Source organism: Haloferax prahovense DSM 18310, from assembly GCF_000336815.1.
Taxonomy (GTDB): Archaea; Halobacteriota; Halobacteria; order Halobacteriales; family Haloferacaceae; genus Haloferax; species Haloferax prahovense.
In genome coordinates this window covers 46,705-69,800 of record NZ_AOLG01000054.1, presented here as the reverse complement: position 1 = coordinate 69,800, position 23,096 = coordinate 46,705, and the positions used below count along the sequence as shown (strand labels likewise).

Genomic DNA, 23,096 nt, shown 5'->3' with positions numbered 1-23,096 from the left:
CGGCGTCGTGTTGAGTCGGAAGCTGCGCGCCGAGTGGAAAAAAGAGCGCGACGCGCCGCCCCCACGGTTCGGGCGGGCGCGTCGTCGGAGCTACGAAGCCGGACGCCGTCGCGTGACCAAGCCGGAATCGGGGTCGACGGCGGAACCCCTGCGGTGGAGTCGGTTCCCGAACTTAGAGCCCCACCTCCATCGCGCGCTCGACGACGTCCGCGCCGTAGCGTTCCGCTAACTCCTCGTGTTGGTCGGGGCGGTGTTCGTACACGTCTTGGAACAGGCTGATGGGCGTCATCGCGGCCTGATACGTCGCCTCGTCCCACATGCGGTCCTTGGCGATGTCGATTTCGGTGCCGCCGATTCGGAGCGTCGCCGACTGCGTCATGGCGATAGCCCCGCGGCCCGCCTCCTTGGCCGCCTCGAACTCCTCCATGGAGTCGACGATGTCGTCCATGCTCGGGACGTACGAGGTCAGGCCGAGCAGCTCCTCGCGGAGTTCGTCCGCGGTGAGTTCCCGCGTGTCGCCGCCGACCCGGAGTTCGTAGCCGTCGTCGGTGGCTTCGAGCGAGAGGCGGTCGCCGTCGTACACCTCGGCCCCGTCCTCGGACGCGAGTTCGACCTCCTCGCCGTCCGCGTCGAGGAGCCAACTGCCGGTCTTCGGCGGGAGCGGCGAGGTGTTCGCCTCGACGACTTGGCCGGGCGTGAGCGACCAGATGCCGAGCATCCCCTTCGCCTGGTTCTCAGTCATGCGCTCGCGGTAGCCCTCCACGTCGCGGATGTCGTCGTAGGGGCCGTCGACGGCGACACAGCCGGCGGCGCTGGCCCCGCGAGAGGTGTTGTGTCGAAGCTCCGGCCACGCCGGAAGCTCGCCGGTCGGCGTCATGGCGCGCATGTCCTTCGTGTAGTCGACCTCGCCGTCGACGAGGAGGAACAGCCGTTCGAGGTTGTTCGTCGGCTTGCCCATCTCGTCGCGGAGGTCGCCCATGGCGAGTTCGGCCTCGCCGCTCTCGATGATGACCGACATGGCGAGGCTCCCCTCGTCGAGGCCGTGTTCGTTCTCGACGATGGTGAAGCACTCGTCGGCCTTCTTCCAGTCGTCGATGCCGCCGACCTCGGGGATGACGAAGCCGTCGATGTGCTCGACCGCGCCCTGCTCGGGGTCGGTGATGTCGAGCATGTGCTGGAAGCCCTGATACCGGGTCTCGGGGCTGTCGCGGTGCCAGACCATCCGCGGGTGAATCTCGCCGGGGAACTCCGCGCCGTGTTCGCCGATGACTTCGACGATGTTCTCGGCTCCCTCGTCGCGCATCGACGGCGCGGTGGCGTCCTCGTTGTCGGGGACCCACACGTCGGGCGCTTGCATCCCGCGGAGGCCGGCCGCCCGGCGGAGCATCTTCGCGGAGTCGGCTTCGCCCTCGACGGCCGTCGGCGAGGTGAAGAACGTCCGCACGAACTCCCGGTCGTGTCTGCGCTCAGTCATCGTCGTTGCTCGTGATGGGGTCGGCCTGCTCCTCGCTGAACCCTTCGGACTCCTCGATGCGGCGGCGCGCCTCGGGGTCGAACTCCGTCTCGATGTCCTGGTACCGCGAGACGAACGACAGCTCGTGGTGGCTCTCGGTCGGGTGGTCGAGGTAGCGCTGTTCGAGGTCGAACTGGCCTTCCTCGTCCTGTTCGGCGAGCTTCTTGAAGTCCTCGTAGACGGCGTGCGCGCCCGAGTGGAGGCCGAACAGCGTGATGAAGATGTACTTGTAGCCGAGGTCGCCCAGCTCCTGGAACGTCAGCGGGTCCTCCTCTTCGGACCACGCGAACGACGACGAGTAGTTGAACGCGAGCTTCAGGTCCGGGTGCGTCTCGTGAATCTCCTCGGCGTAGGCGACGGCGTCCTCACGCGAGGGGTTCGGCATCTCGGGCCAGACGATGTCGACGCCGGCGTCGGCGTAGATGCGGCCGCGTTCGACGTGTTCGTCCCAGTCGCCGTTCGAGGAACCGTAGGCGTCGGTGCGGGCGATGACGACCGTGTCCTCCGACTGCTTGGCGTCGACGGCGGCCTCGAAGCGAGCCTTGGCCTTCTCGCGGGAGACGATCTGCTTGCCCGCGATGTGGCCGCAGCGCTTGGGCGTCGTCTGGTCTTCGATGTGGACGGCGGCGACGCCGGCCTTCTCGTACTCGCGGACGGCGCGGCGGACGTTGTGGATGCCGCCGTAGCCCGTGTCGCAGTCGGCGATGACCGGGAGGTTCGTCGCCTCGACCATGCGCTTTGCGTTCTCGACCATCTCGGTCATCGTGACCATCTCCAGGTCCGGGAAGCCGAACTGCCCGAGGACCGTCGAGTAGCCGGACATGTAGGCGGCGTCGTGGCCCGTCATCTCGGCGAGGCGGGCGTCGAGGGCGTGGTACATGCCGGGGGCGAACACGAAGTCCTGCGTGTTCAGCATCTCCCGCAGTTCGCGGGCCTTCTGGTTGTCAACATCCTGTGCGAAGACGTCGCTGTCGAGTTCGGTCGGGTTCATTGGGTGTCGGTGGGCTGCATCGTTCGCTCGATGCGGTTCAGTTGGGCGCGGAGCGCGGCGAGTTCGCGCCGAATCGTCGTCATCTCGTCGTCCTCACCCGGTTGTCGGATGAAGGGGACGAGCGGCGCGTCCATGTTCTCCTCGTTGTTGGGGTAGCGCCGCGCGGCGCGAGGACGAGTCGTCGTCGAGCGAGCGGTGGTCTGCGTGCGGGTCGTCGTGTCGGTTCGGGTCGTGTTGTCGCGGTTTGTCATCGGTTACGTCGGTGGGGTCGGCGGTCGGTAGCGGTCGGTTCGGGTCGCGGTCGTCGAGCGGTCGGTTGCGTGGTGTGCTGCGGATACTACCATCGGATGTCTCCTCACCCGGTTCGACTGCCGAGTGGTACTAATAGTTAATGATTGATAATGATAATATTAGTTAATGACTTAGTTCTGTACGAACGGATATTAGGCCCTAATTTGACACATGGTAACATATCTACTCCGTGGGCAGGGTTCGAGCGTCGTCGACTCCACCCGGTGACCGGGCGTGCCACGCCGTGACGGGGCGTTCCGCGGACACTACGCTTAATCGCGTCCACGCCCGACGACGCACCAGCGAATGGCATCCGCGATAGAGATACGCGACTTGACGAAGTCCTACGGCGACGTCCGCGCCCTCGACGGCGTCGATCTCGACGTTCCCGAGGGGTCGTTCTTCGGGCTGTTGGGGCCGAACGGGGCGGGGAAGACGACGTTCATCAACATCCTCGTCGGTCTCGTTCGCAAGACCGGCGGTGAGGCGAGCGTCTTCGGCTACGACGTGGAAGACGACTACCGCGAGGCCCGCGACCGAATCGGCCTCGCGCCGCAGGAGTTCAACGTCGACCGATTCTTCCCCATCCGCGAAGTGCTCGAACACAAGGCTGGCTACCACGGGATTCCGCACGACGAGGCCCGCGAGCGCGCCGACGAGGTGCTCAAGCGCGTCGGCATCTACGACAAGCGCGACACCCGCTTCGACTGGCTCTCCGGCGGGATGAAACGCCGCTTCATGCTCGCGCGGGCGCTCATCACCGACCCCGACCTGCTCATCCTCGACGAACCGACCGCCGGGGTCGACGTGCAACTGCGCCACGAACTCTGGGAGACCATCGTCGACCTCAACGACAGCGGGACGACCATCCTGCTCACGACCCACTACATCGAGGAGGCAGAACGCCTCTGCGACGAGGTCGCCATCCTCGACTCCGGTTCCGTCATCGAGGTCGCAAGCCCCGAGGAACTGATGGACCGCGGCACCGACGACATCGTCGTCCAACTCCGCGACTCGCCGACCGCGGTCCCCGACTTCGCGGCCGACGACGACCGCGTCGAGGCCGTCGAACTCGACGGCACCCGCCTCGTCGTGACGGCCCAGCAGGGCGGTCTCGTCGCCCCCGACGTGGTGCAGGCGCTCGACAGGCAGGGCCACGAACTCGTCGACCTCGAAATCTCTCGCACGTCGCTCGAAGAGGTGTTCGTCGAGATGACGAGACAGGGTGAAGGCCGCGCCACCGCGGAGGTCGAGCAATGAGTCTCACGAGCCTCGACGTGACCGGTTTTTACGCCCTGCTCCGCCGCGAAGTCCTCCGGTTCGTCCGCCGCCCGCGCAACACGTTCGTCCCGCCGTTTATCACGAACGTGCTGTACTTCTCCGTCTTCGGCGTCATCCTCGGCGAGCGCATCAACGAAATCGCGGGCGTCCCGTACATCCTGTTTATCCTCCCCGGTCTCATCGTCCTCGGAGCCGTCTCGAACGCTTTCGAGAACGCGTCCTTCTCCATCTTCCACGGCCGTTGGAACCGCTACATCGAGGAGGCGCTGACCTCGCCGCTGTCGTACACCTCGATGGTCGGCGCGTACGTTCTCTCCAGTGCGACCCGCGGGGTGCTCGTCGGCGCGCTCGTCGCCCTCATCGGGGCGTTCTTCACGTCCGTCGGCGTCGCCCAACCGTTCTACCTCGTCGCGTTCATGCTCGTCATCACCCTGCTGTTCGCGGGCCTCGGCGTGGTCGGCGGCCTCTGGGCCGACGACTTCGACGACCTGACGATGATGAACCAGTTCATCCTCCGGCCGCTGGTGTTCTTCGGCGGCGTCTTCTACTCGCTCAACGAGATTCCCGCGACCTTCCAGCAGGCGTCGCTGCTCAACCCGATGATATACATGGTCAACGGCGTCCGCTACGGCTTCCTCGGCGTCACCGAGGTGGACCCGAACCTCTCGCTCGGCGTGCTGACGGCGCTCACGCTCGGGGTCGTCGGTCTCAACGTCGTGCTGTTCCGGCGCGGCTACGGACTGACCGACTGAGTCGGTCACGACTCCCGTTTTCGGTGTCCGGCGTCGAGGTTTCCAGACTGTATCTGAAAGACAATTCTTGTTGAGCTAACAACAATTCATAAAAGCTTATAATATTGTCAATTCTCGACGTGAATGATGTCAGATGAGAATCAGACAACCCGGCGTACTGCATTGAAAATTGTTGGCGGCTCGCTTACTGGGCTGGCTAGTGCGTCAACAACTGCTCTCGCGGACAAGAAAAATCAGCCAGTAGGTGTCGAAGAAGCGGGTGTGAAGAAAAAATACTACAAGCTACTTGATTCTCACAAGTTCACAGAAGCTCGGAGACTACTTAATGATCATAACGTGGAATTTTCTAGTGAAACGTTTGTCCGCCAAGACAGCTCGGACACGCAGAATAGCCCTGAGGTTCAAGACAATTCAGACACGCCTTTAGTATCGCCTGCCGATTACTACGGTAAAAGTTCGAGTTCGGCTACTTTTGATACAGTCTTGTTTAACAGTTCTACTGAAGAATATGCCTTAACACTCGAGTGGCATCTTCGAAACGTTCAGACCGATATTGATCTTCCTGCTCCTAAAGATAAGGCTGCCCTCGCCTACAGACCGGATGCATTTATTTATCAGGATGATTCCCTCCGACATAGTGGTAGTCTTGAGTTGACAAATGCAGACGATAAATGGACGGGTGTGACAAGTGTTGTTAAGGAACCCCCATTTGAAACAGGGGGCGCGGTCGTGAGTTTTGATGATCGTCTTCATGATGCACAAGGTGGCGACACCAAGGGAGATGGCTACATGCAGATTCGGATTAAGCGCGATGGTGGAACTGGTTCAGGTCCTGTTGGCGGTACCTTTTCACATGCTTGGTCTCCTGCAGGCGTTTCAGCGGGTGGCCAGACGATCACCTTCTCTCTTGGTGCGATATCGGTAAAGACAGATACGCTTGTGGATAATTGGACTCTCCCCAATTCAGAGGACCGAGATAAGAATCTCTAAGTAGTTTCCTCACCCCCTCACAACAAGATTTATATCTATCCATTCAAATATTAATATATGGAAAGAGACAGCGGGAAACAATCCGTTTACTACTTCCTTGACTTAATAGGTCTACTCCTAAGTGTGATACTCATTCAGATCTCGGATATATATTTCCAGCTCACGATTCTAACACACACATCTACTGGGCTAGCATACGATGTTTTCTCAGTTTTCCCGTATATCATTATATTGGTTGTACTTGGTGATGTGGTCTATCGAATGTCTAAGTAGCTACTTTTGGCCTGATGGAGTCGAGTCATTGTCAGGGATACAGATAGACGGGATTGTACCGAACCAGTGACGACGCGTGGCAGAACTTCAATTCCTCCCTCCGGAAGGCCAATGCGTTTGTCGTCGCCAATCCAGAAAAGCCATACACCAGTAAGCAACTCGAAGCGCTTCGGAAGTTCGAGGACGCCGGCGGCCGCGTCGCCCTCCTCGGGGACCCGCAGTCCGCGGGCACGACGAGCGTCCTCGGCCTCATCACCGTCTCGGTGTCGACTGGCGCTGTCGGCGGCGACGCCGGACTGACATCCGACTACGGGGTCTCGTTCGGTTCCTCGTCGCTGTACAACATGCACGACTACTACCTCAACTACGAGAACGTCTACGCCACGCCCGAGGGCGAAACCGCCCTGACCGAGGGCGTCGACGAGGTCGTGTTCCGCGACGCCGCGCCGCTTTCGGTCTCGGCCGACAGCGTCTCGCCGGCGCTCGTCTCCGGCGGCGAGACCCGCGTCGAGTCGATTCGAAAGACCGGTCCGTACACGGTCGCCGCCCAGAGCGAGACGGTCGTCGCCATCGGTGACGCTGACTTCCTCGCGCCCGAATCGGCCTACGAGGCCGACAACGAGGTGCTCGTCGGCAACCTCGCCGACTTCCTCGTCTCCGGCGACAAGGAATCCGGCGCGCCCGCCCCGGCCACGCCCGAATCCGGCGGCGAGGCCGGTTCGGCACCCGGACAGGGAACCGCCCCAACTCCGGCGTAACCAACCCGAACCGACACGTATCGACGCGACCGGCCCACCCGTCTCAGCCATCGCGGGCGGCCGGTTGCCCGACACCGACGACCAGCCATCACTCACGCGACCGAAGCCGGACTCCCGGCTTCGTTGCCCCGCCCCGTTTTCTTTCGTCTTCTTCGCCTAGCGTCGCTCGACGACTTCCTCAGGCGTCTTCGCCGCCGTCGGCGCTGACGTCGGCGGCGATGCGGTCCGTGTCGGCCTCGTCGGCCGCGCGGCTTCGCTCGACCAGTCGCGCGAGGATGTCCGCCGAGACGCCCGACACGTCGCCGGCTTGGACGCCCCAGAGCGTCGCGTAGAGGCCGCCGAGTTCGACGAGTTCGTCGTGGGTGCCCGACTCGACGACTTCGCCCTCGTCGAGGACGACGATGGTGTCGGCCCGGCGGACCGTCGAGAGCCGGTGGGCGATGACGAGCGTCGTCCGGCCCGCCGAGAGTCGGTCGAGGGCGCGCTGGATGAGCAGTTCCGTCTCGGTGTCGACGGCGCTCGTCGCCTCGTCGAGGACGAGCATTCGCGGGTCTTGGAGCATCGCGCGGGCGATGGAGAGCCGCTGGCGCTGGCCGCCCGAGAGCTTCACGCCGCGCTCGCCGATGCGGGTGTCGTAGCCCTCCGGGAGCCGCGAGACGAACTCGTGGGCCTCGGCGGCTTTCGCGGCCGCGACCATCTCCGCCTCGGTCGCGTCGAACGTCCCGTACAGGAGGTTCTCCCTGACCGTCCCGTCGAAGAGGTACACGTCCTGACTCACGTAGCCGATGGCCTCGCGGAGGCTCCTGATTTCGACGTCGCGCACGTCGTGGCCGTCCACGCGGACCGCCCCGTCCGTGGGTTCGTAGAGCCTGAGGAGGAGCTTCGCGGCGGTGGATTTTCCCGCACCCGTGGGGCCGACGAGCGCGACGGTCTCTCCCGGTTCGGCCGTGAACGAGACGTCGCGGAGCACCTCGCGGCCGGTCGCGTAGGCGAACGAGACCCCGTCGAATTCGATGCGGCCGTCGATTGCGTCGAGGGACTCGGCGTCGGACGCGTCGCGGACGACGGCCTCGCGGTCGGCCAGCCCGAAGATGCGCTCGCCCGAGGCGCGGGCGTTCTCGTAGGAGTTGACGATGCGGCCCGCGCCGGACAGCGGGTCGATGAACCGCTGGGTCATGAACAGGAACGTGACGAACTCGCCGACCAGCAGGTCTCCGGTGAAGGGGGCGGGCGGGCCGAAGATGAGCCAGACGCCGCCGATGGCGAACGTGGCGGCGAACGCGACGCCGGCGAGGAGTTCCATCGACGGCTGGTAGAGGTAGTCGAGCCTGACCACCGCGAGGGCGCGACGGTAGTAGTCCATGGAGGCGTCGGCGACGCGGTCGGTCTCGTAGTCCTCGGTCGCGGAGGCCTTGATGACCTCCATCCCCGAGACGTTGTTCTCGATGCGGGTGTTGAGCGCGCCGACGCTCTCGCGGAGCGCGCGGTACAGCGGCCGAATCGTCCGCATGAACCAGACGGTGAAGACGGCCAGAAGCGGGACGGCCACGAGCGTGACGACCGCGAGCTGGGCGTTCAAGTAGAACAGCACGCCCGCGATGCCGACGACGGCGACGACCAACTGGAGGCCGCCCGAGAGCGTGCTGTCGAGGAACGTCCGAAGATTTCGCACGTCGCCGTCGAGAATCGAGAGCACCTGCCCGGTCTGCTTGTCGTCGAAGAAGGCCATATCGAGGCGCTGGAGCGCGTCGTAGGTGTCCACGCGGACGGCGTGTTGGACGCGATTCGAGTAGACCGCGAGGCCGAGGCCCTGCACCCACGAGAGCGCGACCCCGCCGACGAACGCCCCGATGACGAGCCAGAAACTCAGCCAGAACTGCCCGGAGACGGTCGTCGGCAGCCACGACGGCGGGACCAGCGGGAGGGCGTACGCCGTGTTCCGGAAGAACACCGCGTCGATGGCGACCCCGAGGACGAGCGCCGGGACGATGGCGACGAGTCGCCCGAGGACGCTCGCCAGTAGCCCGACGACGAACCACGCGAGGTTCTCGCGACCGTATTCGGCGAACAGGCGGACCATCGGGTCGCGCCCGGACTTGTGGCTCACTTACCTGCGGTAAGCGTCCGGCGGATATGACGTGCGCGGTCGGGGAGATTCGCGCCCACTGCTGGCGTCGCTCCGACCCGTCCGCTCGCCCGCCCGAGTGAACAGCGATAAGGTTCCCACGCGCCGAATCGGAGTCATGCGCCAATTCATCGTCATCGGCCACGACGCGCCGACGACGCCCGACTTCTCGCTCGACGACATCGCCGGCGGGGCCGGCCGACTCGACGTGCTCTGTCGCTGTGTCAACTCCGCGTTCTTCCTCTCGCACGACATCCGCGAGGACGTTCGGGTTCATCTCGTCCTCGGCGACGAGTACACCATCCGCTTCGAAGGCTCGGAACTCCGTCGGCTCAACCCCGACGAGCGCTCCACCGCCGCCCTGATTCGCAAGGCGCTGGAGAAACGCGAGGAGGCAATCGGCCACATGCCCGCCGAGTCGTCGCCGGGGGTCTCCATCCGCCGGGTGGGTTTCGAGACGACGCTGGAGGAGGCCGCCCGCGACGCGACGGTGGTCGAACTCCACGAGGACGGCGACCCCGTGGTTCAGGTCGAACCGCCCGAGAACCCGCTTTTCGTCCTCTCGGACCACCACGACTTCACCGACGAGGAAGCCGAGTTGCTGGCGGCCGCCGCCGACGAGCGGGTCCGACTCGGTCCCGAGATTCTTCACGCCGACCACTCGATTACGGTCGCGCACAACTACCTCGACACCGCGGGCTATTCGCGGTACTGAGGCGGGGTCGACGGTGTGTCACGCCGTCTGACGGTGGCCCGCAATCACAACTGTTAAACGCGACGGTGGCTTGCCTCAAAATGCGGGCCGGTGGGGTAGCTTGGTATCCTTCGGCCTTCGGGTGGCCGTAACCTCAGTTCGAATCTGAGCCGGCCCATATTCTCCCCACCTTTCACGACCCACGAGCGACAGCGAGTGGTCTGAAAGGTGTGGGAGGTTTCACCCGGCGAAGATTCGAATCAGGGAACGAACGAAGTGAGTGACCGTGGTTCGAATCTGAGCCGTACTCGCGAACGAAGTGAGCGGGTGCTTGTGACGAGCGCCAGCGAGTCACAGCGGCCCATTTCTACCCCTTTCAACGCCAACGAGCACCGCGTAGCGTGTGCGAGTCCCCCCGAAACGGCTGTCTGGGCGACCGAAGATTCGAACGCCCGAGCGACAGCGAGGGAAGTTCGAATCTGAGCCGCCACTCCGCACGTCCTCTCTTACTAGATGAAACAGGAGGTTCTGTTAGGAGAATCACAGTCCCGCCCGCAATTCGCTCATCAATACGTCGAACGCGACACACCCCCGCCACCAAACCGAAAACCTTCAATAGTTTAGGCCAACCTAAAACAAATGAGGGCGAGCGGTACCGACGGCTCGGCCGCCGCCTCGTCGCCGACAGACCCAAGGTGAGCACGGAATCGGCCGAACGGCCGGAGGCAGTCCAATCGCACCAAGCGGCGACGCGAGGCCGGCGCCCGCAGTTTCCTGTCAGAGCCGACGCACGGCCGAGCCGGCGAGGCGCTGCTCGCGCTCGTGACGGCCCCGCTGTCGTCCGAGAACCGAAGCAATTATCTATTTTAGGCTGGCCTAAAAAACTATGGAGCGCGACGAGACGCCACGGAAGGGACTGACGCGGCGCGACTACGTGAAGTACGGCGGCGCGGCCGTCGGCGGCGGGCTGCTCGCCGGCTGTACCGGAGAGGGCGGTTCGGAGTCGACGACGGACGCCGAGACCGAATCGACGACCGAGACCGCGACCGAGACGGCAACGGAAACGGAGACCGAGACGCCCGAGGACAGTTCGTACTCGGTGACGATGTCGCCGGTCGGCACCGTCGAGTTCGACGAGCCGCCCCAGAGCATCTTCACGCGGCTGACCCACCACGCGGGGATGGCGTTCGCGCTCGGCCGCGGCGACGACGTGAACGCGGTCAACGGGCCGGCGTACTACGACACGACGTGGAAGCAGTTCACGGCGCGGCTCCCGGGCGTCGAGGTCGACTGGGCGGACCTGTACCCCTCGTGGGAGACGAGTAAGGAGAAGCTCTACGAACTCGACAGCGACGTGCATCTGGCCGACCCCGCGTGGGTCGTCCAGCTCGAACAGTGGGACATGGACGACATCGAGGAGGTCGACGACAACATCTCGCCGTGGTTCGGGAACTCGCTGAGCGGTCGTCACGCGTCGCCGACCGACGAGTGGACCGGCGACTACGAGTACTACACGCTGTGGGAGCAGTTCGAGAAGGTCGCGCAGGTGCTCAACGAAGAGGAGCGATACGAGGCGCTCGCGGCCGTTCACGACGACCTGCTCGCCACCATCGAGGCGGGTCTGCCGCCGGAAGACGAGCGGCCGAGCGTGGTGCTTCTCACCGCGGCCGACATCGAAAAGCAGATCTGGGCGTACACGGTCGGCAACCCCGGCTTTATGACCTCCCACATCCGGCCGCTCGCGCCCCGCGACGCGTTCGAAGGCGCTATCGAGTCCGGCTCGAACGTCGACTTCGAGGCGCTGTTGGAGGCCGACCCCGACGTCATCCTCTTCCTGAGCGGGATGCAGCCGAACGTCAGCATGAACGACCTCCGGGCGACGCTCGAAGACGACCCCGTCGCCGCGGAGATTTCGGCGGTCCAGAACGGCCGCGTCTACCCGCAGGGCGCGCGGTATCAGGGTCCGATCCTCAACCTCTTCCAACTGGAGATGAGCGCCAAGCAGTTCCATCCCGAGGAGTTCGGCGCGTGGCCGACCTCGGACGGCGGCCCATACCCCGAAATTCCCGAGGAAGAACAGCTGTTCGACCGCCAGCACGTCGCCGACATCATCAACGGCGAGTTCTGAGCGGTCAGCCACGCCACACCGACGGCCCCGCCGACCGGCCCCGCACCCGCCGTCACCGGACGACACAAGAGATTTGTTCCGTCCTCGACTCCACCACATAGACAGATGACGGACCGACCCGCGTTCGACCGACGGGCGTTCCTCGCCGCGCTCGGGAGCGCCGGTCTCGGGTCGCTCGCCGGGTGTTCGGCCCTCGGCGGCGACTCGACCGAGACCGCCAGCACCGCCGCCCCGACCGCCAGCGTCGACGCCGAGGTCGCCCGCGGCCTCGCCGCGCGGTTCGCGCCGACGCTCTACTTCGACGCCGACGAGACGTGGTTCCCGACGGACCCGCGGTCGTACGCGAGCGACCGGGACGGCGAGACGGTCGTCGACGGCTTCGACGCCTTCGACGGCTACCACGCGACACAGGGGGAAACGGACGAGCGAGCGCCGGAGCCGACGGTGTTCTACAACGTGGTCCGATACGAGGACTCGTCGCTGACGGCCGTGCAGTACTGGTTCTACTCGGTGTTCGACCAGTTCACGACGAACTTCCACTGGCACGACTGGGAGGTGCTGCACGTCTTCGTCGACACGGCGGACGACGAGCCGGTCCCCCAACTGTACGTCGCGAGTTCGCACTCGCGGTCGGTCCCGAACAACGAGTTCCTCGACCCGGACCCCGCGCGTCCGCCGCGGGTGCTCTCCGAACTCGGGTCGCACTCCAGCGCGCTGTCGCTCAACGACCGCGCCGACCGGTTCCAGCGGCTCCCGGCGGGCGGGACGTTCGCGGACATCACCAACCGGGCGTTCGACCGCATCGAGGACGCCGCGGAGATACCTATCGCCTACGGCCTCCCGCGGGATGAGGGCGCGCGCCTCCCCTACGTCGTTCCGGAACTCGACGGCGCGCCGGTGTACGAAGACGAGCGACTCCCGTCGGTCACCCGCGACTCTCTCGTCAGCGAGGCGCTCACGGTGCGGTCGTTCGACGCGCTGTCGTCGCCGCCGACGGACCTCCCGGCGCGGTCGACGGGACTGGTGTTCGGGCCCGAGACGGCAGACGACGACCGCGACGCGGACACGGACGCCGACATCGAGTACGCGCTCGTCCCGGCGGGCGAGGTCGAGCACATCACCGAGTTCACCGGGCCGCAACTGAGCTTCGAGTTCGCGGTCCCCGGCTTCGTCGAGGACGCGATTGCGAGCCACCTCACGACGACGAGCACGCCGTGGAGCCAGCCGCGCTACGCCGACCCCGCGGCGGACATCACCGACCCGACCCACCGGAGCGCCCTCGCCGAGCGGTACGACGTCGTCGACGAGCCCTCGGCGCTCAACACGCTTTTCGTCCGGGTGACGGAGGCCGTCACCGACGCAGACGCGCCGGACGGCGAGGGCGTGACGACCCGCGAATCGGGCGTCGAGTCCGTCCTTCTCTTGGAGAGTGACCCGGAGGCCGCGCCGACGTTCGGCGGTCTCGGCGTCCTCCGGGATGTCCCCGCGGGCGAGCATCGGCTCACGGTGAACGGCGCAGGCTCGGCACCCCACAGCGAGACGGTCCGGGTCGGCGACGCGGGGTCCGGGTCGGAGTCCGCGTCGGAGACGGACTCGTCGTCCGGCGACGCCGAGACGCTCACCACGGCCGGCGTGGACGGCGAAATCCCGCTCGTCGCGCGGGAGTCCGCGACGAAGGTCGAGGTGGACGCCGACGGGACGGACCGCGACCTGACGGCGCTCGCGCTCGAAGACGACTTCGCCGGGCGACTGTACGACGCGCCGCTGTCCGGGCCGGACGCCGTCTACGTCCACCGCGGCGGCGCGTACACCGTCGAAGTCCGCGACAGCGACGACGAAATCGGCGCGTTCCGCGTGAACCCCGACCCGAGCGCGAGCGCCGCGGGCGACGACTCCGAGTCTGACTCCGGGTCCGCGCCGGCGTCGATTCCGAGCGTCCGAATCGACGAGCCGCGAACGGGGAAGGCGTCGCTCGCGACCTTCCTCGCCGACATCGCCGCCGAGACGGCCGCGGCGGTCGCGGCGGTCGACGAGAGAGACGGCGGCGACAACGACAACTCGGACGACTCGGACGACTCGGGTACTTCGGGCGACTCGTCGAGCACGGCCACCTCGAACGGCGCGACCCAAACGGCGACGAGCGACGGACAGGCGAACGCGGTCCGCGGGCTGGCGCAGGCGCTCGAATCGGTCGCCGAGGCCGCGAACCGGGCCGCAGAACGCGCCGAAGCCGGCGAGCGCGGCCGGGCGGACGAGAGCCTCGACACCGTCGCGTCGCGGCTCGAACGCGTGGCTGAGCGGTTAGCCGAGGCGCGCGGGGAGCTTCCGGGGTCGCTCTCTCGGGCGACCGACCGGCGACTCGAACAGGCGCGCCGTCGCTCGGAGCAGGCCCGTGCGGCCGACACGCTCTGAGTCAGTCGTTCGTGTCGTAGCTCGCGTGGACGACCGGCCGCGAACGCGTCGCTCGCCGGTCGAATATACGCAAAATGTGAGTTATCGTTCTGCCGCGAAACGCGGCGTACTAAATTAGTTTAAAGGCGCGTGAGGTTCGTCGCGCGCGGGCCCTTGGGGGCCTGCTCGATGTCGAACTCAACATCCGTGCCTTCTTCGAGGTCCGGGCCGCCGATGTCTTCCATGTGGAAGAACACGTCGTCGTCAGCATCGTCCGTCGAAATGAAACCGTAGCCGCCAGTGTCGTTGAAGAAATCAACGTTTCCTTTCGCCATTGCTTTTGAACACACACGCCCTTTACGGATAAGACTTGTGAGGGTCGTGTTGTCACGGGGGTTATTTTATTGAATATGTTTCTGAATCATCGGTATTTGTAGACGAATGTTCTGGTGTGTCGGTTCTACCCGCGCTCGCCTAGTGGTTCGGCGGTGATTCCTCGACAATCTGTGGTATCGGCAGTTCTCCCCGTCGGCCCCGGTCGGTCGCGGCCGACGAGGCTTTACGCGTGGCCGGACGGTCTCCGACACCGTGGATGCTAACGACGTTCGTCGGAAGTGGGCGAATCGGTCGGGAGAGTTCTCGCCGGAGTACTACGCGTACTACGGACCGAACGAGACGAGCGAGTCGATTCGGCGCGTCTTCGAGGAGCGTCTCGACCCCTCGGCGTCGATTCTCGAACTCGGTTGCGGTCCCGGTCGGCACCTCTCGCACCTCCGCGAACACGGCTTCGAGAACCTCCACGGCGTCGACATCAACCCCGACTGCTTCGAGGTGATGGCCGACGCCTATCCCGACCTCGCCGACTGCGGGACGTTCCACGCCGCCGCCATCGAGGAGGTCGCCGAGGAGTTCTCCCCGGGCCAGTTCGACGCCGTCTACTCCATCGAGACGCTCCAGCACATCCACCCCGACGACGCGTGGGTGTTCGAGGCGCTCGCCCGGAGCGCGAGCGACTACTTCGTCACCGTCGAAAACGAGGGCGACCAGTCGGTCCCGCCCGAGGACCGCGGCGTCAACGACGACGAGTACGACTTCCCTCTCTACTACCGCGATTGGGAGGCCGTGTTCGCGCCGTTCGACTTCGAACAGGTCGCCTGCGAGCGCGGCGACCGCGACACCCTCCGCGTGTTCCGCCGGACCGACTGACCTCGTTTCGGCTCAGAACCCGCCGTAGCGGAGGTACACCATGTCGGCGATGAGGACGAGTTGGAACAGCCCCTGCACGCCGCCGAGCATGGCGTTCTGTTTTCCGATGGCCGAGATGACGCCGGGGTCCGGGTCCTCGGAGGTCATCTCGAAGTACATCCGTATCTCGCCGGGCATCAAGAAGCCGAAGCCCTGCACCGAGAGGAGAGTGACGATGACGAGCGCGACGACGATGGCCGGGGTCGTCATCTGGAAGTCGCCGACGGTGGTCGCGACCCACGCGAGCGACCCGATGGTGGCGACGGCGAAGACGACCTGCCAGCGTCGGTCGCGCCACGCGTTCAGCCGGCGTCCGAGCAGGAGGAGAACCGGAATCAGGTTCGCGGCGGTGAACAGCGCGAGCCACGGCTCGGCGTGGGGAAACACACCGAGTCGCTGGGCGAGCGTGATGCCGCCCGCGATGGTGACGAGCGCCATCGACGGGAGGAAAAACGAGGTCTTCGGCGTGAGGCGCTCGAACACCGCGGCGCTCTGTTCGTCGGTCAACCCGCCGATGACCGGCCCGAGAATCGCCCCCATGAACAGGTCGGTGCCCGTCCAGAGCAACCCCGCCATGACGTGGACGAACGTGTGTTGCTGGAGCGACCCAACCGTGACCGCGTACGCGAGCGCGACCACCGAGACGGTGACGATGCCGCCCGCGAACGCCGGGTTCGCCCGTCGTGCCATGCCCCCGATTGTCCCACCAATCGTTGCCCTGTGTTGGCTCATCACATCCGAGACGTGTATTATCGGTGATAAAACCGGCGACGATGTCGACCTCGGCTGGATAGATGAGACGATGGGGAGTAAAGTTATATTGACAGAGTGTAAAGGAACATTCACATGACAACGAAGAACAACGATGCGGTCGATTTCGTCCGGCTCGCGGTGGGGGGCGTGTTCGCCCCGCTCCTCGTCGTCGCTGGGGTCGTTCTCGCGTGGTATTCGTTCCCGGTTGAAGGCGGTATCCTCGCCGTCGCCGGCGGTATCGCGGGGTATTACAGCTACCGGCGCTATCGTGGACTGACGCGGGCAGACACGTTAGAAGACGAGCGCGCCCAGCGCGTGACCGAGAAGGCGGGACTCAACGCCCTGTGGATCGTCATCCTCGTCATGATTGCCGGGGTGTACTTCTACCCGCGGCTCGTCGTCGGCGGTCCGCTCGAATCGTTCGCGTCGTCGTACGGCGGGCTCGGCGGTATCTACCTCGCGGTCGGGTTCCTCGCGTACGCCGGCGGTCGCCTGTACTACAGCCACCGCGGGCCATGAGCGTCCAGAACGAACTCCGCGTCTACCGGGCGAAACACGAGTACACCCAGGCGGAACTCGCCGTCGCGACGGACGTCTCCCGACAGACGATAAACGCCATCGAGACGGGAAAGTACAACCCGAGCCTCGAACTGGCGCTGAAACTTGCCCGGCTGTTCGACGTCGCCGTCGAGGACCTCTTTTGGCTCGACGAGGCGAGCGATGGAGGTTCGAACTAACGCTATACCTCCGCCTGTCCGACCGCGTCGGCGGTCATCTCGAACATCGTCTCCTCGCACTCCGGACACGAGAACTCGACCGCGTCGTACGTCTGACAGCAGGTCTCGCGTTCGACGCGGTCGAACTGAAGGGGCGTCCGGCAGACTGCGCAGCGTTCGAGGAGAACTCGAACGCTCTGGAGAAGTTTCGCCTTCCGAGCCGGCTCGAACGAGGCGAAACCGTCGACCGTTCGTTCGAGCGCGGCCGCCGATTTCGCGTCCGCGACCGCGGCAGTTACCGACGGCCAGCGGGTAACGTGGTTTCTCTTGGGGCCCACCAGCCCGGGCCTTTCGTCTCCGAAGGAGACCGACACGTCGTCGAACACCCGCCGAAAGACCGATTCGAGGGCTTCCCGGTCGTCGCCGACGGATGCCGCGGCTCGCTTCTCGCTGAATTCGGCGGTGAGTCGCACGTCGGTTCCGTCTTCGGTGTCGGTCACGATTCCGCTCGCCGCGAGTTCCGCCAACGGGTCGAACGCTTCGTCCGGCGCTTCCCCCTCGGTGGAGGTCGGTGCGGGCGGTCGTTTACCGAACGCGGCGAGTACCGGTTCGGGGAGGAACCGCTTCGTGAGTTGGGGCGTCCCCGGAACGAGATAGCCGCGGTAGTAAATCGCCGCGCCGGAGGCGGCGAACATCGCAACACCGACTATCGGACTCACCAGCGAAACGACGACCGACGCGACCACCGCGATGACGGCGTTCACGACCGTACAGGGGAAACAGCGGTTTTCACCGGTGTACTCGGGTCGCCGAAGGCCTTGCAGGTTCACCATATGTGGTCCCGTCCGGGAGGACGCCAATCACTTTACCTGCCGAGATATCCCACCTCGTGGGTCAGCTCACACCGTGGTACGCGGCACGCCGCGGGACTGTTCGCCCCGTCCGATATCCCAGTGGGTAAATTGACACGAAAACCCGACGCAGGTCGAGTCGCAATGTCGGACAACAACGACAATGCGGACGAATCGAACGGATTGAACCGTCGTCGCCTGCTGCAGACGCTCGGCGCGACAACCGGTAGTCTCACGCTCGGTCTCACGGGGACGGACCTCGTCGCCGCGACTAAAAGCGGTGGGAAGCTCCCGTTCAGTCACGACGAACTCAAGGGTGGTGCTAAACGGAAGGCGGTCGAACAGGCGGTTGCGGCTTTTGAGGACGCGACCGACCTGCAGTCGACGCTTTCGGACCGGGACCTCGAAATCGTACGAAGCGACGCGGACGCGAAGCGGACCGTTTACAACGACTCTCGCGGCACGGTCGTCCGGGTCGGCCTCCCCCTCGACGGTCTCCCGGGCGACATCCACGGGGCGGTGCTCTGGTCGGACGACGGCTCTCTCGATGTCGTTATCGACGGCTCCGCGAAGTCGGTCGTCGGTCAGTTCAAGAACGTCACGGTCGACGACCTCTCCGTGAAAAACGAAGGTTCACAGGGTATCGAAGTCATCGGTGCGGACCGACACGTCGTTCGGTTCTACGGTGAGTCGACGTCGAAGGTCTCGACCGACAGCGTCTCTACGGACGGCGCGGTGCCGACGAGCGAGACGTTCGCCGTCGATGGGAGAGAACTCTCTCCGCAGTTCACGACGCAGTCGGTTTCGAGCGCGATCGAGTGCGCCCTTCGGTGTTCGGGCGGCGGGAGCGCCGTCCTCGGATGCGCGGCCGGCTGTGCCGCCTGTCCGACCGCGCCCGCGACGTGGGTTGCGCTCCTGTCCTGTCTCGCCTGTGCGGGGTGCGCCTGTAAGGTCGGGTGTTGTGTCGGCGACTGTATCGGAGACATCGAGTGTACGACGGCGCACTACTACTGCGTCGTCGGTGGCGTCGTCTCGCCCGGCCAGGCCGCCGCCGCGTGCTGTATCGACTACGGCTGTGGCTCCGCCGACTGTTCCCTGGTCTAACTCTCCGTTCGGTCCAGTTTTTGACAAAACTGCTCAGGCGATGCTCTCTACCCTCCGGTCTTCGAAGTTCGACTTATAGGCGATTGTCGCCCACCGGTCGAACAAACAACAGTCGCGCGACGTTTCGAGGAGACCGCAGGCGAGATTCTGGTTGTTGTACGCCGTCACGAGGGCCTTGTTCGGGGTCAAAAACAGTTCGTACGAGGGCAGTTCCGATGCCACGAAAAAGCGACTCTTTTCGCCGAACATCGTGTCTCGACCCCTCCGAACACCCTCTGAGACACGGTTGGCGACGCTCGGCGTGACGAGCAACTCGATTTCGGAGTCACGCTCGATGAACCGCTGGATGAGGTCGCCGTACAGCGGGTTGTACACGGGCATGAATCCGTAGAGCCGGTCGGCCTCGGTGAGCACCTCGAGGACGCGCTCCGCCGGGGCATACGGTTGCTCGGGGGTTCCGACGGTCATGGAATACTGGTCTGTCAGCCGGAGGAACGTCTCTGCCTGTACATCCCCGAACAACTCCTCGTGAACCGACTGCGGTAGCTGGTCGAGCACCTTCGAGAGGTCGACCAGTTGATTGACGCGCGAGACTGACGAATCGAGGGCGGTCGCGAGAAGTCGACCGCCGAAGGTGAGAGAGAACACCTGCTTCGCTCCGGACGTGATCCAGCCGCGGTCCTCAAGTTCGTTCAGCGTCCGTCGAAGGGTCGTTCGCGGGATATCCAACGCCGTCTGTAACTCGTCTGCGGGACGCGGCCGCTCGGCGAGTGAAAACAGGATGTTCAGTCGGTTCTCCGTCCCGAAGAGGTACTGGAGCTCCCCGATACACTCTTCCAAGCAACGCTCAGGCATGTTCGAGTCTCTGTTACAGCCATCCATTATGTCATCTAATAACAACGACACCGTCGCGTGAACGAACTCCCGTCTCGGTGACGAGGCCAGAAACCAGGGTACGTCGCGCAGTCACGTGATTACTCTCGCCTCCCACAGTTTTTCGCAGACGAACGCGTTCGGGCAGCGGTGATTCTCCCGTTCGGTGAGATAATTTACGTCGTTTCACGAGTCGTACGTGACTAACTCATGTCAAACACAGTGGAGACGTCCGCGGGCGCCTCTGCGACACACACAGTTCGATGTTTCCTGCGAGTCAACCGCGTTCCCGAGACAGTCGGGTATAACGTTACCTACGTCGCTATCGGCGTCGGTCTCGCGTCTCGGTGGCCCGTCGACTCCGGAACGACAGCCCTCGTTGTCCTCTTCGCGGCGGTCATGCTATCGAAGATGCAGGCGTCGGTCGCCGACGCGCTCCACGACCGCGAACTCGACGCGGAGAATCCGTCGAAGTCCGTCATCTCGAACGCCGTCTCGCAGCTCGGATGTGAAGTCACTCGGACGCTCCTCGTGACGGAAATCGTCGTCGCGCTCGCCCTTTGGGGCTGGCTGACACACGTCACCGGGACGCTCCTGTTTCTCGCATGCGGTGCCGCCGTCACGGTCCTAGGCTACGTGTACTCCTACCCGCCGCGGCTCAAAGAGCGCGGCGTCGTCAACCACGTGACGACGACCGGCGTCGACGTGATCGGAATCATCTTGCCCGTCGTCGTTCTCTCGGGTTCCGCGCTCACTCCTTCGGTCTGGGCCACGCTCTTTGCCGTGTTTCTCTACGGCTTCGGGTATCACGTATTGCATCAGGCCGGCGACACCTACTACGACCGGGAGTTCGGCGTCACGACGTTCACCCAACGCCTCGGCGTTACGCGGAGCGTTCGGGTTGCGTCCGTGGCGACGATTCTCGCCGGCATCGTACTGTGCGCTTGCGGGGCCGTCCTCGGTGGGGCTGCAGCCCTTGCGGTCGGTGTCGGCTACGCGGTGCTCGCGGCACGAGTGGTAGGTCGGTCGGAGCGAGCGCAGTCCGACGCGGTGTCACGGTGGTTTCACATCGGATGGGTCGCGACGTTTCTCAACGGCTCTCTCGCCGCCAGTCTGTTCCTGTGATATAATTTCGGACAACTCGGTCCGAAACCAAATGCCGAACTTTATCAATTTGTAATCATTTCTCTGTGATATGTCTGATGATATTTCGGGCCGGGACGTTCGGGTAACGATGCAGAAGCGACACGATATTCTCGTCGCCCTGGCGACCGAGCCTCAGACGAAGCCCGAACTCGTCGAATCGGTCGGCCCGTCTCGTTCCACGGTCGACCGTGCAGTACACGCCCTCCAAGAGATCAGGTGCGTCACGCGGTGTGACGGTGATTACTGCCTTACCCCGGCCGGTCGCATCGCTCTCGCCGAGCACGAGCGCTACGTCGAGACGATGGACGGAATCGCTAGTGCGACCGACGTGTTGAACGCCCTCCCGAACGACGTTCGTATCGCTCCCGAATTCCTCAGCGGTGCCGACGTCCGGGTCGCGTCGGCGCACGCGCCCGAGTCGGCGCTGCAACCGAGTCTATCCCGACTGGACGCCCCCGGTCGTTTGGTCGGGTTCGCACCGGTCGTGCTTTCGCTTTACACCGACACGCTTACCGACCTCGTCACCGAACACGATATCGACGTCGAGATCGTCCTTCGGCGGGGAACGCTCGATTCGCTCCTCGAGTACTACCGCGACCGGTTCGACGACGCGGCGGTGGCCGGCCACTTCGAGTTCCACGTCTCGGACCGACCGGTTCCGTACGCGCTCTGGATCAAGGAACGCGAGGAGTCCCCCGTGGCCGGCATCACGGTCCACGAGCACGGCGGGGTCCGCGGTGTCCTGATGAATGATGAGCCGCGGGCGGTCGAGTGGGCTCGGGACACCTACGAACACTACCGCGAAGAGGCACGTCACGTCACGACGGAACTCCAGCCGTGATGCCGCCGAACAGTCCCCCGTCGGCCGCCGATGCGCCGCTTCCGCCAAGCCCGCCGAGCGTGCCGGTTCTCGGTCACACTCACCGGCTCCTCCGAACGAACCCGCTCGACTGGTTCACCGACCTCTCGGAGGCCTACGGCGACGTGGTTCGGGTTCGAATCGCCGGGCAGTCGGTCATCGCGCTCTCGAACCCCGACGATATCGAACGGGTCCTCATCGAGCGCAACCAGCACTACCGGAAAGGGGGGTTCCAGAAACTCGTGACCCGCTCGCTCCTCGGAAACGGCCTCGTCCTCGCCGAGGGAGACGCGTGGCGTGCGCACCGTCACGACCTCGAGCCCGCGTTTCACCCCGACCGGCTCTCCGCGTACGCCCGGACCATCCGGTCGCACACCCGCTCGTTTCTCGACGGAATCACGACGGGCGACGTGATCGACCTCGAGTCGTCGATGAAACGACTGACGCTTCGAATCATCGCCGACGCGTTGTTCGGCGTCGATGTCGCCGACGACGCGACCGAACTCGGATCGGCGTTCGAGCGGATTCTCGACCACTTCGAGCGAATCAGCCGGACGTACGTCTATCTGCCCGAATGGATCCCGACGCCGGAGAACCTCGGATATCGGCGGGCGCTGACGAGGCTCGAAGCGGCCGTCGACGAGATTCTCGACGCCCATCGGGACGGGAGCGTCGACCGGCGAACCGTCGTGACCGGGCTCCTCGAGAGTGATTCCGAATGGAGTCGGACGGAGCTGCGAGACGAAATCGTGACGCTACTGGTGGCGGGACACGAAACCACGGCTCTCGCGCTGACGTTCACGGGGTTTCTCCTCGGTAGTCACCCGGATATCGCCTCGCGGGCCGCGACCGCGGTCCGCCGTCTCGAGGAACCGAACTTCGCCGAAGCAGTCGCGGACTGCGACGTGTTAGACCGGGTTCTCAAGGAGTCGCTCCGGTTGTATCCGCCAGTCTATGGCATCTTCCGCGAGCCAGCGACGGACGACGTACTCGGCGGCTACCGGATACCGTCCGGGTCGATTCTCGCGCTCAATCAGTGGGTCGTCCACCGCGACGACCGCTTTTTCCTCCGACCGACGGAGTTCCGTCCGGGGAGGTGGACGCCGGCGTTCGAACAGTCGCTCTCTCTGGGGGCGTATTTCCCCTTCGCGGCGGGACCACGGCGGTGTCTGGGTGACCGCTTTGCGACCCTCGAAGCGAAGCTCGTCCTCGCGTCGCTACTCCGGCGGTTCGACATCGAACTGGTGTCCGAGGGGTCACTCGACGTCGTCCCGTCGCTGACGACACAGCCCAGAAATCCGGTCCGAGTTCGCTTGACTGAGGCGTGATTGGGTCAAAGTACCGTCGGTCGTGGTGGCGCCC

Annotated in this window: 21 protein-coding genes, 1 tRNA gene and 1 pseudogene; 15 read left to right on the top strand and 8 right to left on the bottom strand. The window is 64.7% G+C overall.

What is annotated here, in order from left to right; genetic code table 11:
- Nucleotides 1–172 precede the first annotated feature (172 nt).
- The 3 genes from aceB to C457_RS16180 are packed head-to-tail and all read right to left on the bottom strand — an operon-like array spanning nucleotide 173 to nucleotide 2,755.
- Nucleotides 173–1,474 carry a malate synthase AceB gene (aceB, locus tag C457_RS16190; RefSeq protein WP_008096357.1) on the bottom strand — a complete coding sequence of 434 codons (1,302 nt, stop codon included), beginning with the start codon at nucleotides 1,472–1,474 and terminating at the stop codon, nucleotides 173–175.
- Nucleotides 1,467–2,504 (bottom strand): isocitrate lyase, encoded by a 1,038-nt coding sequence (gene aceA, locus C457_RS16185; protein WP_004041865.1) that lies wholly within the window; start codon nucleotides 2,502–2,504, stop codon nucleotides 1,467–1,469. The genes aceB and aceA overlap by 8 nt, the downstream gene beginning before the upstream one ends.
- Nucleotides 2,501–2,755, bottom strand: a complete 255-nt coding sequence (locus C457_RS16180; protein ID WP_008096354.1) for a hypothetical protein — start codon at nucleotides 2,753–2,755, stop codon at nucleotides 2,501–2,503. Before C457_RS16180 ends, aceA begins: the two co-directional genes overlap by 4 nt.
- Before the next feature lie 346 nt (nucleotides 2,756–3,101).
- Between C457_RS16180 and C457_RS16175 the strand changes: the two genes are divergently transcribed.
- From C457_RS16175 to C457_RS16155, 4 genes and pseudogenes are all read left to right on the top strand, one after another.
- The gene (locus C457_RS16175; RefSeq protein WP_008096352.1) at nucleotides 3,102–4,055 is read left to right on the top strand and encodes an ABC transporter ATP-binding protein; all 954 of its coding nucleotides are present in this window, start codon (nucleotides 3,102–3,104) and stop codon (nucleotides 4,053–4,055) included.
- Nucleotides 4,052–4,828, top strand: coding sequence for an ABC transporter permease (locus C457_RS16170; RefSeq protein WP_008096350.1), 777 nt, complete (start codon nucleotides 4,052–4,054; stop codon nucleotides 4,826–4,828). The genes C457_RS16175 and C457_RS16170 overlap by 4 nt, the downstream gene beginning before the upstream one ends.
- Nucleotides 4,829–4,954: 126 nt before the next feature.
- On the top strand, nucleotides 4,955–5,818 hold the full coding sequence (locus tag C457_RS20225; RefSeq protein ID WP_152420038.1) for a hypothetical protein: 864 nt from the start codon (nucleotides 4,955–4,957) through the stop codon (nucleotides 5,816–5,818).
- 329 nt (nucleotides 5,819–6,147) lie between these two features.
- Nucleotides 6,148–6,849, top strand: a pseudogene (locus C457_RS16155) (hypothetical protein); the annotation flags it as partial.
- A 178-nt stretch (nucleotides 6,850–7,027) separates the two neighbouring features.
- On the opposite strand, the gene C457_RS16150 reads toward C457_RS16155, so the two are convergent.
- On the bottom strand, nucleotides 7,028–8,929 hold the full coding sequence (locus C457_RS16150; protein ID WP_008096345.1) for an ABC transporter ATP-binding protein: 1,902 nt from the start codon (nucleotides 8,927–8,929) through the stop codon (nucleotides 7,028–7,030).
- Between the two features lie 163 nt (nucleotides 8,930–9,092).
- Between C457_RS16150 and trmY the strand changes: the two genes are divergently transcribed.
- The 4 genes from trmY to C457_RS16130 all read left to right on the top strand — a co-directional run bounded on the left by trmY (nucleotide 9,093) and on the right by C457_RS16130 (nucleotide 14,208).
- Nucleotides 9,093–9,689, top strand: coding sequence for a tRNA (pseudouridine(54)-N(1))-methyltransferase TrmY (gene trmY, locus C457_RS16145; protein ID WP_008096343.1), 597 nt, complete (start codon nucleotides 9,093–9,095; stop codon nucleotides 9,687–9,689).
- Between the two features lie 84 nt (nucleotides 9,690–9,773).
- A tRNA-Pro gene (locus C457_RS16140) sits at nucleotides 9,774–9,846 on the top strand.
- 708 nt (nucleotides 9,847–10,554) lie between these two features.
- Nucleotides 10,555–11,796 carry an ABC transporter substrate-binding protein gene (locus tag C457_RS16135; RefSeq protein WP_008096341.1) on the top strand — a complete coding sequence of 414 codons (1,242 nt, stop codon included), beginning with the start codon at nucleotides 10,555–10,557 and terminating at the stop codon, nucleotides 11,794–11,796.
- 105 nt (nucleotides 11,797–11,901) lie between these two features.
- Nucleotides 11,902–14,208, top strand: coding sequence for a hypothetical protein (locus tag C457_RS16130; RefSeq protein ID WP_008096339.1), 2,307 nt, complete (start codon nucleotides 11,902–11,904; stop codon nucleotides 14,206–14,208).
- A 119-nt stretch (nucleotides 14,209–14,327) separates the two neighbouring features.
- Here C457_RS16130 and C457_RS16125 read toward each other — a convergent pair whose 3' ends face one another.
- Nucleotides 14,328–14,522 (bottom strand): cold-shock protein, encoded by a 195-nt coding sequence (locus C457_RS16125; RefSeq protein ID WP_004041873.1) that lies wholly within the window; start codon nucleotides 14,520–14,522, stop codon nucleotides 14,328–14,330.
- A 253-nt stretch (nucleotides 14,523–14,775) separates the two neighbouring features.
- On the opposite strand from C457_RS16125, the gene C457_RS16120 reads away from it, so the two are divergent.
- Nucleotides 14,776–15,393, top strand: a complete 618-nt coding sequence (locus C457_RS16120; protein ID WP_008096338.1) for a class I SAM-dependent methyltransferase — start codon at nucleotides 14,776–14,778, stop codon at nucleotides 15,391–15,393.
- Nucleotides 15,394–15,405: 12 nt separating this feature from the next.
- Here C457_RS16120 and C457_RS16115 read toward each other — a convergent pair whose 3' ends face one another.
- Nucleotides 15,406–16,122, bottom strand: coding sequence for a hypothetical protein (locus tag C457_RS16115; RefSeq protein WP_008096336.1), 717 nt, complete (start codon nucleotides 16,120–16,122; stop codon nucleotides 15,406–15,408).
- A 156-nt stretch (nucleotides 16,123–16,278) separates the two neighbouring features.
- Here C457_RS16115 and C457_RS16110 point away from each other — a divergent pair, with 156 nt between their 5' ends.
- Both C457_RS16110 and C457_RS16105 read left to right on the top strand, forming a co-directional pair.
- On the top strand, nucleotides 16,279–16,704 hold the full coding sequence (locus tag C457_RS16110; protein WP_008096334.1) for a DUF2178 domain-containing protein: 426 nt from the start codon (nucleotides 16,279–16,281) through the stop codon (nucleotides 16,702–16,704).
- Complete coding sequence (locus C457_RS16105; RefSeq protein WP_008096333.1) at nucleotides 16,701–16,922, top strand: helix-turn-helix transcriptional regulator; 222 nt, start codon at nucleotides 16,701–16,703, stop codon at nucleotides 16,920–16,922. The genes C457_RS16110 and C457_RS16105 overlap by 4 nt, the downstream gene beginning before the upstream one ends.
- A gap of 2 nt (nucleotides 16,923–16,924) precedes the next feature.
- Here the strand turns inward: C457_RS16105 and C457_RS16100 are convergent, their stop codons facing one another.
- A complete protein-coding gene (locus tag C457_RS16100) occupies nucleotides 16,925–17,734 on the bottom strand; it encodes a hypothetical protein (protein WP_008096332.1) in 810 nt (269 codons plus the stop codon).
- A gap of 162 nt (nucleotides 17,735–17,896) precedes the next feature.
- Between C457_RS16100 and C457_RS16095 the strand changes: the two genes are divergently transcribed.
- Nucleotides 17,897–18,856, top strand: a complete 960-nt coding sequence (locus C457_RS16095) for a hypothetical protein (protein ID WP_008096331.1) — start codon at nucleotides 17,897–17,899, stop codon at nucleotides 18,854–18,856.
- A gap of 33 nt (nucleotides 18,857–18,889) precedes the next feature.
- On the opposite strand, the gene C457_RS16090 is transcribed toward C457_RS16095, so the two are convergent.
- Nucleotides 18,890–19,711, bottom strand: a complete 822-nt coding sequence (locus C457_RS16090) for a helix-turn-helix transcriptional regulator (protein ID WP_161611454.1) — start codon at nucleotides 19,709–19,711, stop codon at nucleotides 18,890–18,892.
- Between the two features lie 228 nt (nucleotides 19,712–19,939).
- Between C457_RS16090 and C457_RS16085 the strand changes: the two genes are divergently transcribed.
- From C457_RS16085 to C457_RS16075, 3 genes are all read left to right on the top strand, one after another.
- Entirely contained in the window at nucleotides 19,940–20,854 is a 915-nt protein-coding gene (locus tag C457_RS16085) for a UbiA family prenyltransferase (RefSeq protein ID WP_083864315.1), read from the top strand.
- A 70-nt stretch (nucleotides 20,855–20,924) separates the two neighbouring features.
- A complete protein-coding gene (locus C457_RS16080) occupies nucleotides 20,925–21,716 on the top strand; it encodes a helix-turn-helix transcriptional regulator (RefSeq protein WP_152420036.1) in 792 nt (263 codons plus the stop codon).
- The gene (locus tag C457_RS16075; RefSeq protein WP_083864314.1) at nucleotides 21,716–23,062 is read left to right on the top strand and encodes a cytochrome P450; all 1,347 of its coding nucleotides are present in this window, start codon (nucleotides 21,716–21,718) and stop codon (nucleotides 23,060–23,062) included. Before C457_RS16080 ends, C457_RS16075 begins: the two co-directional genes overlap by 1 nt.
- Nucleotides 23,063–23,096 lie beyond the last annotated feature (34 nt).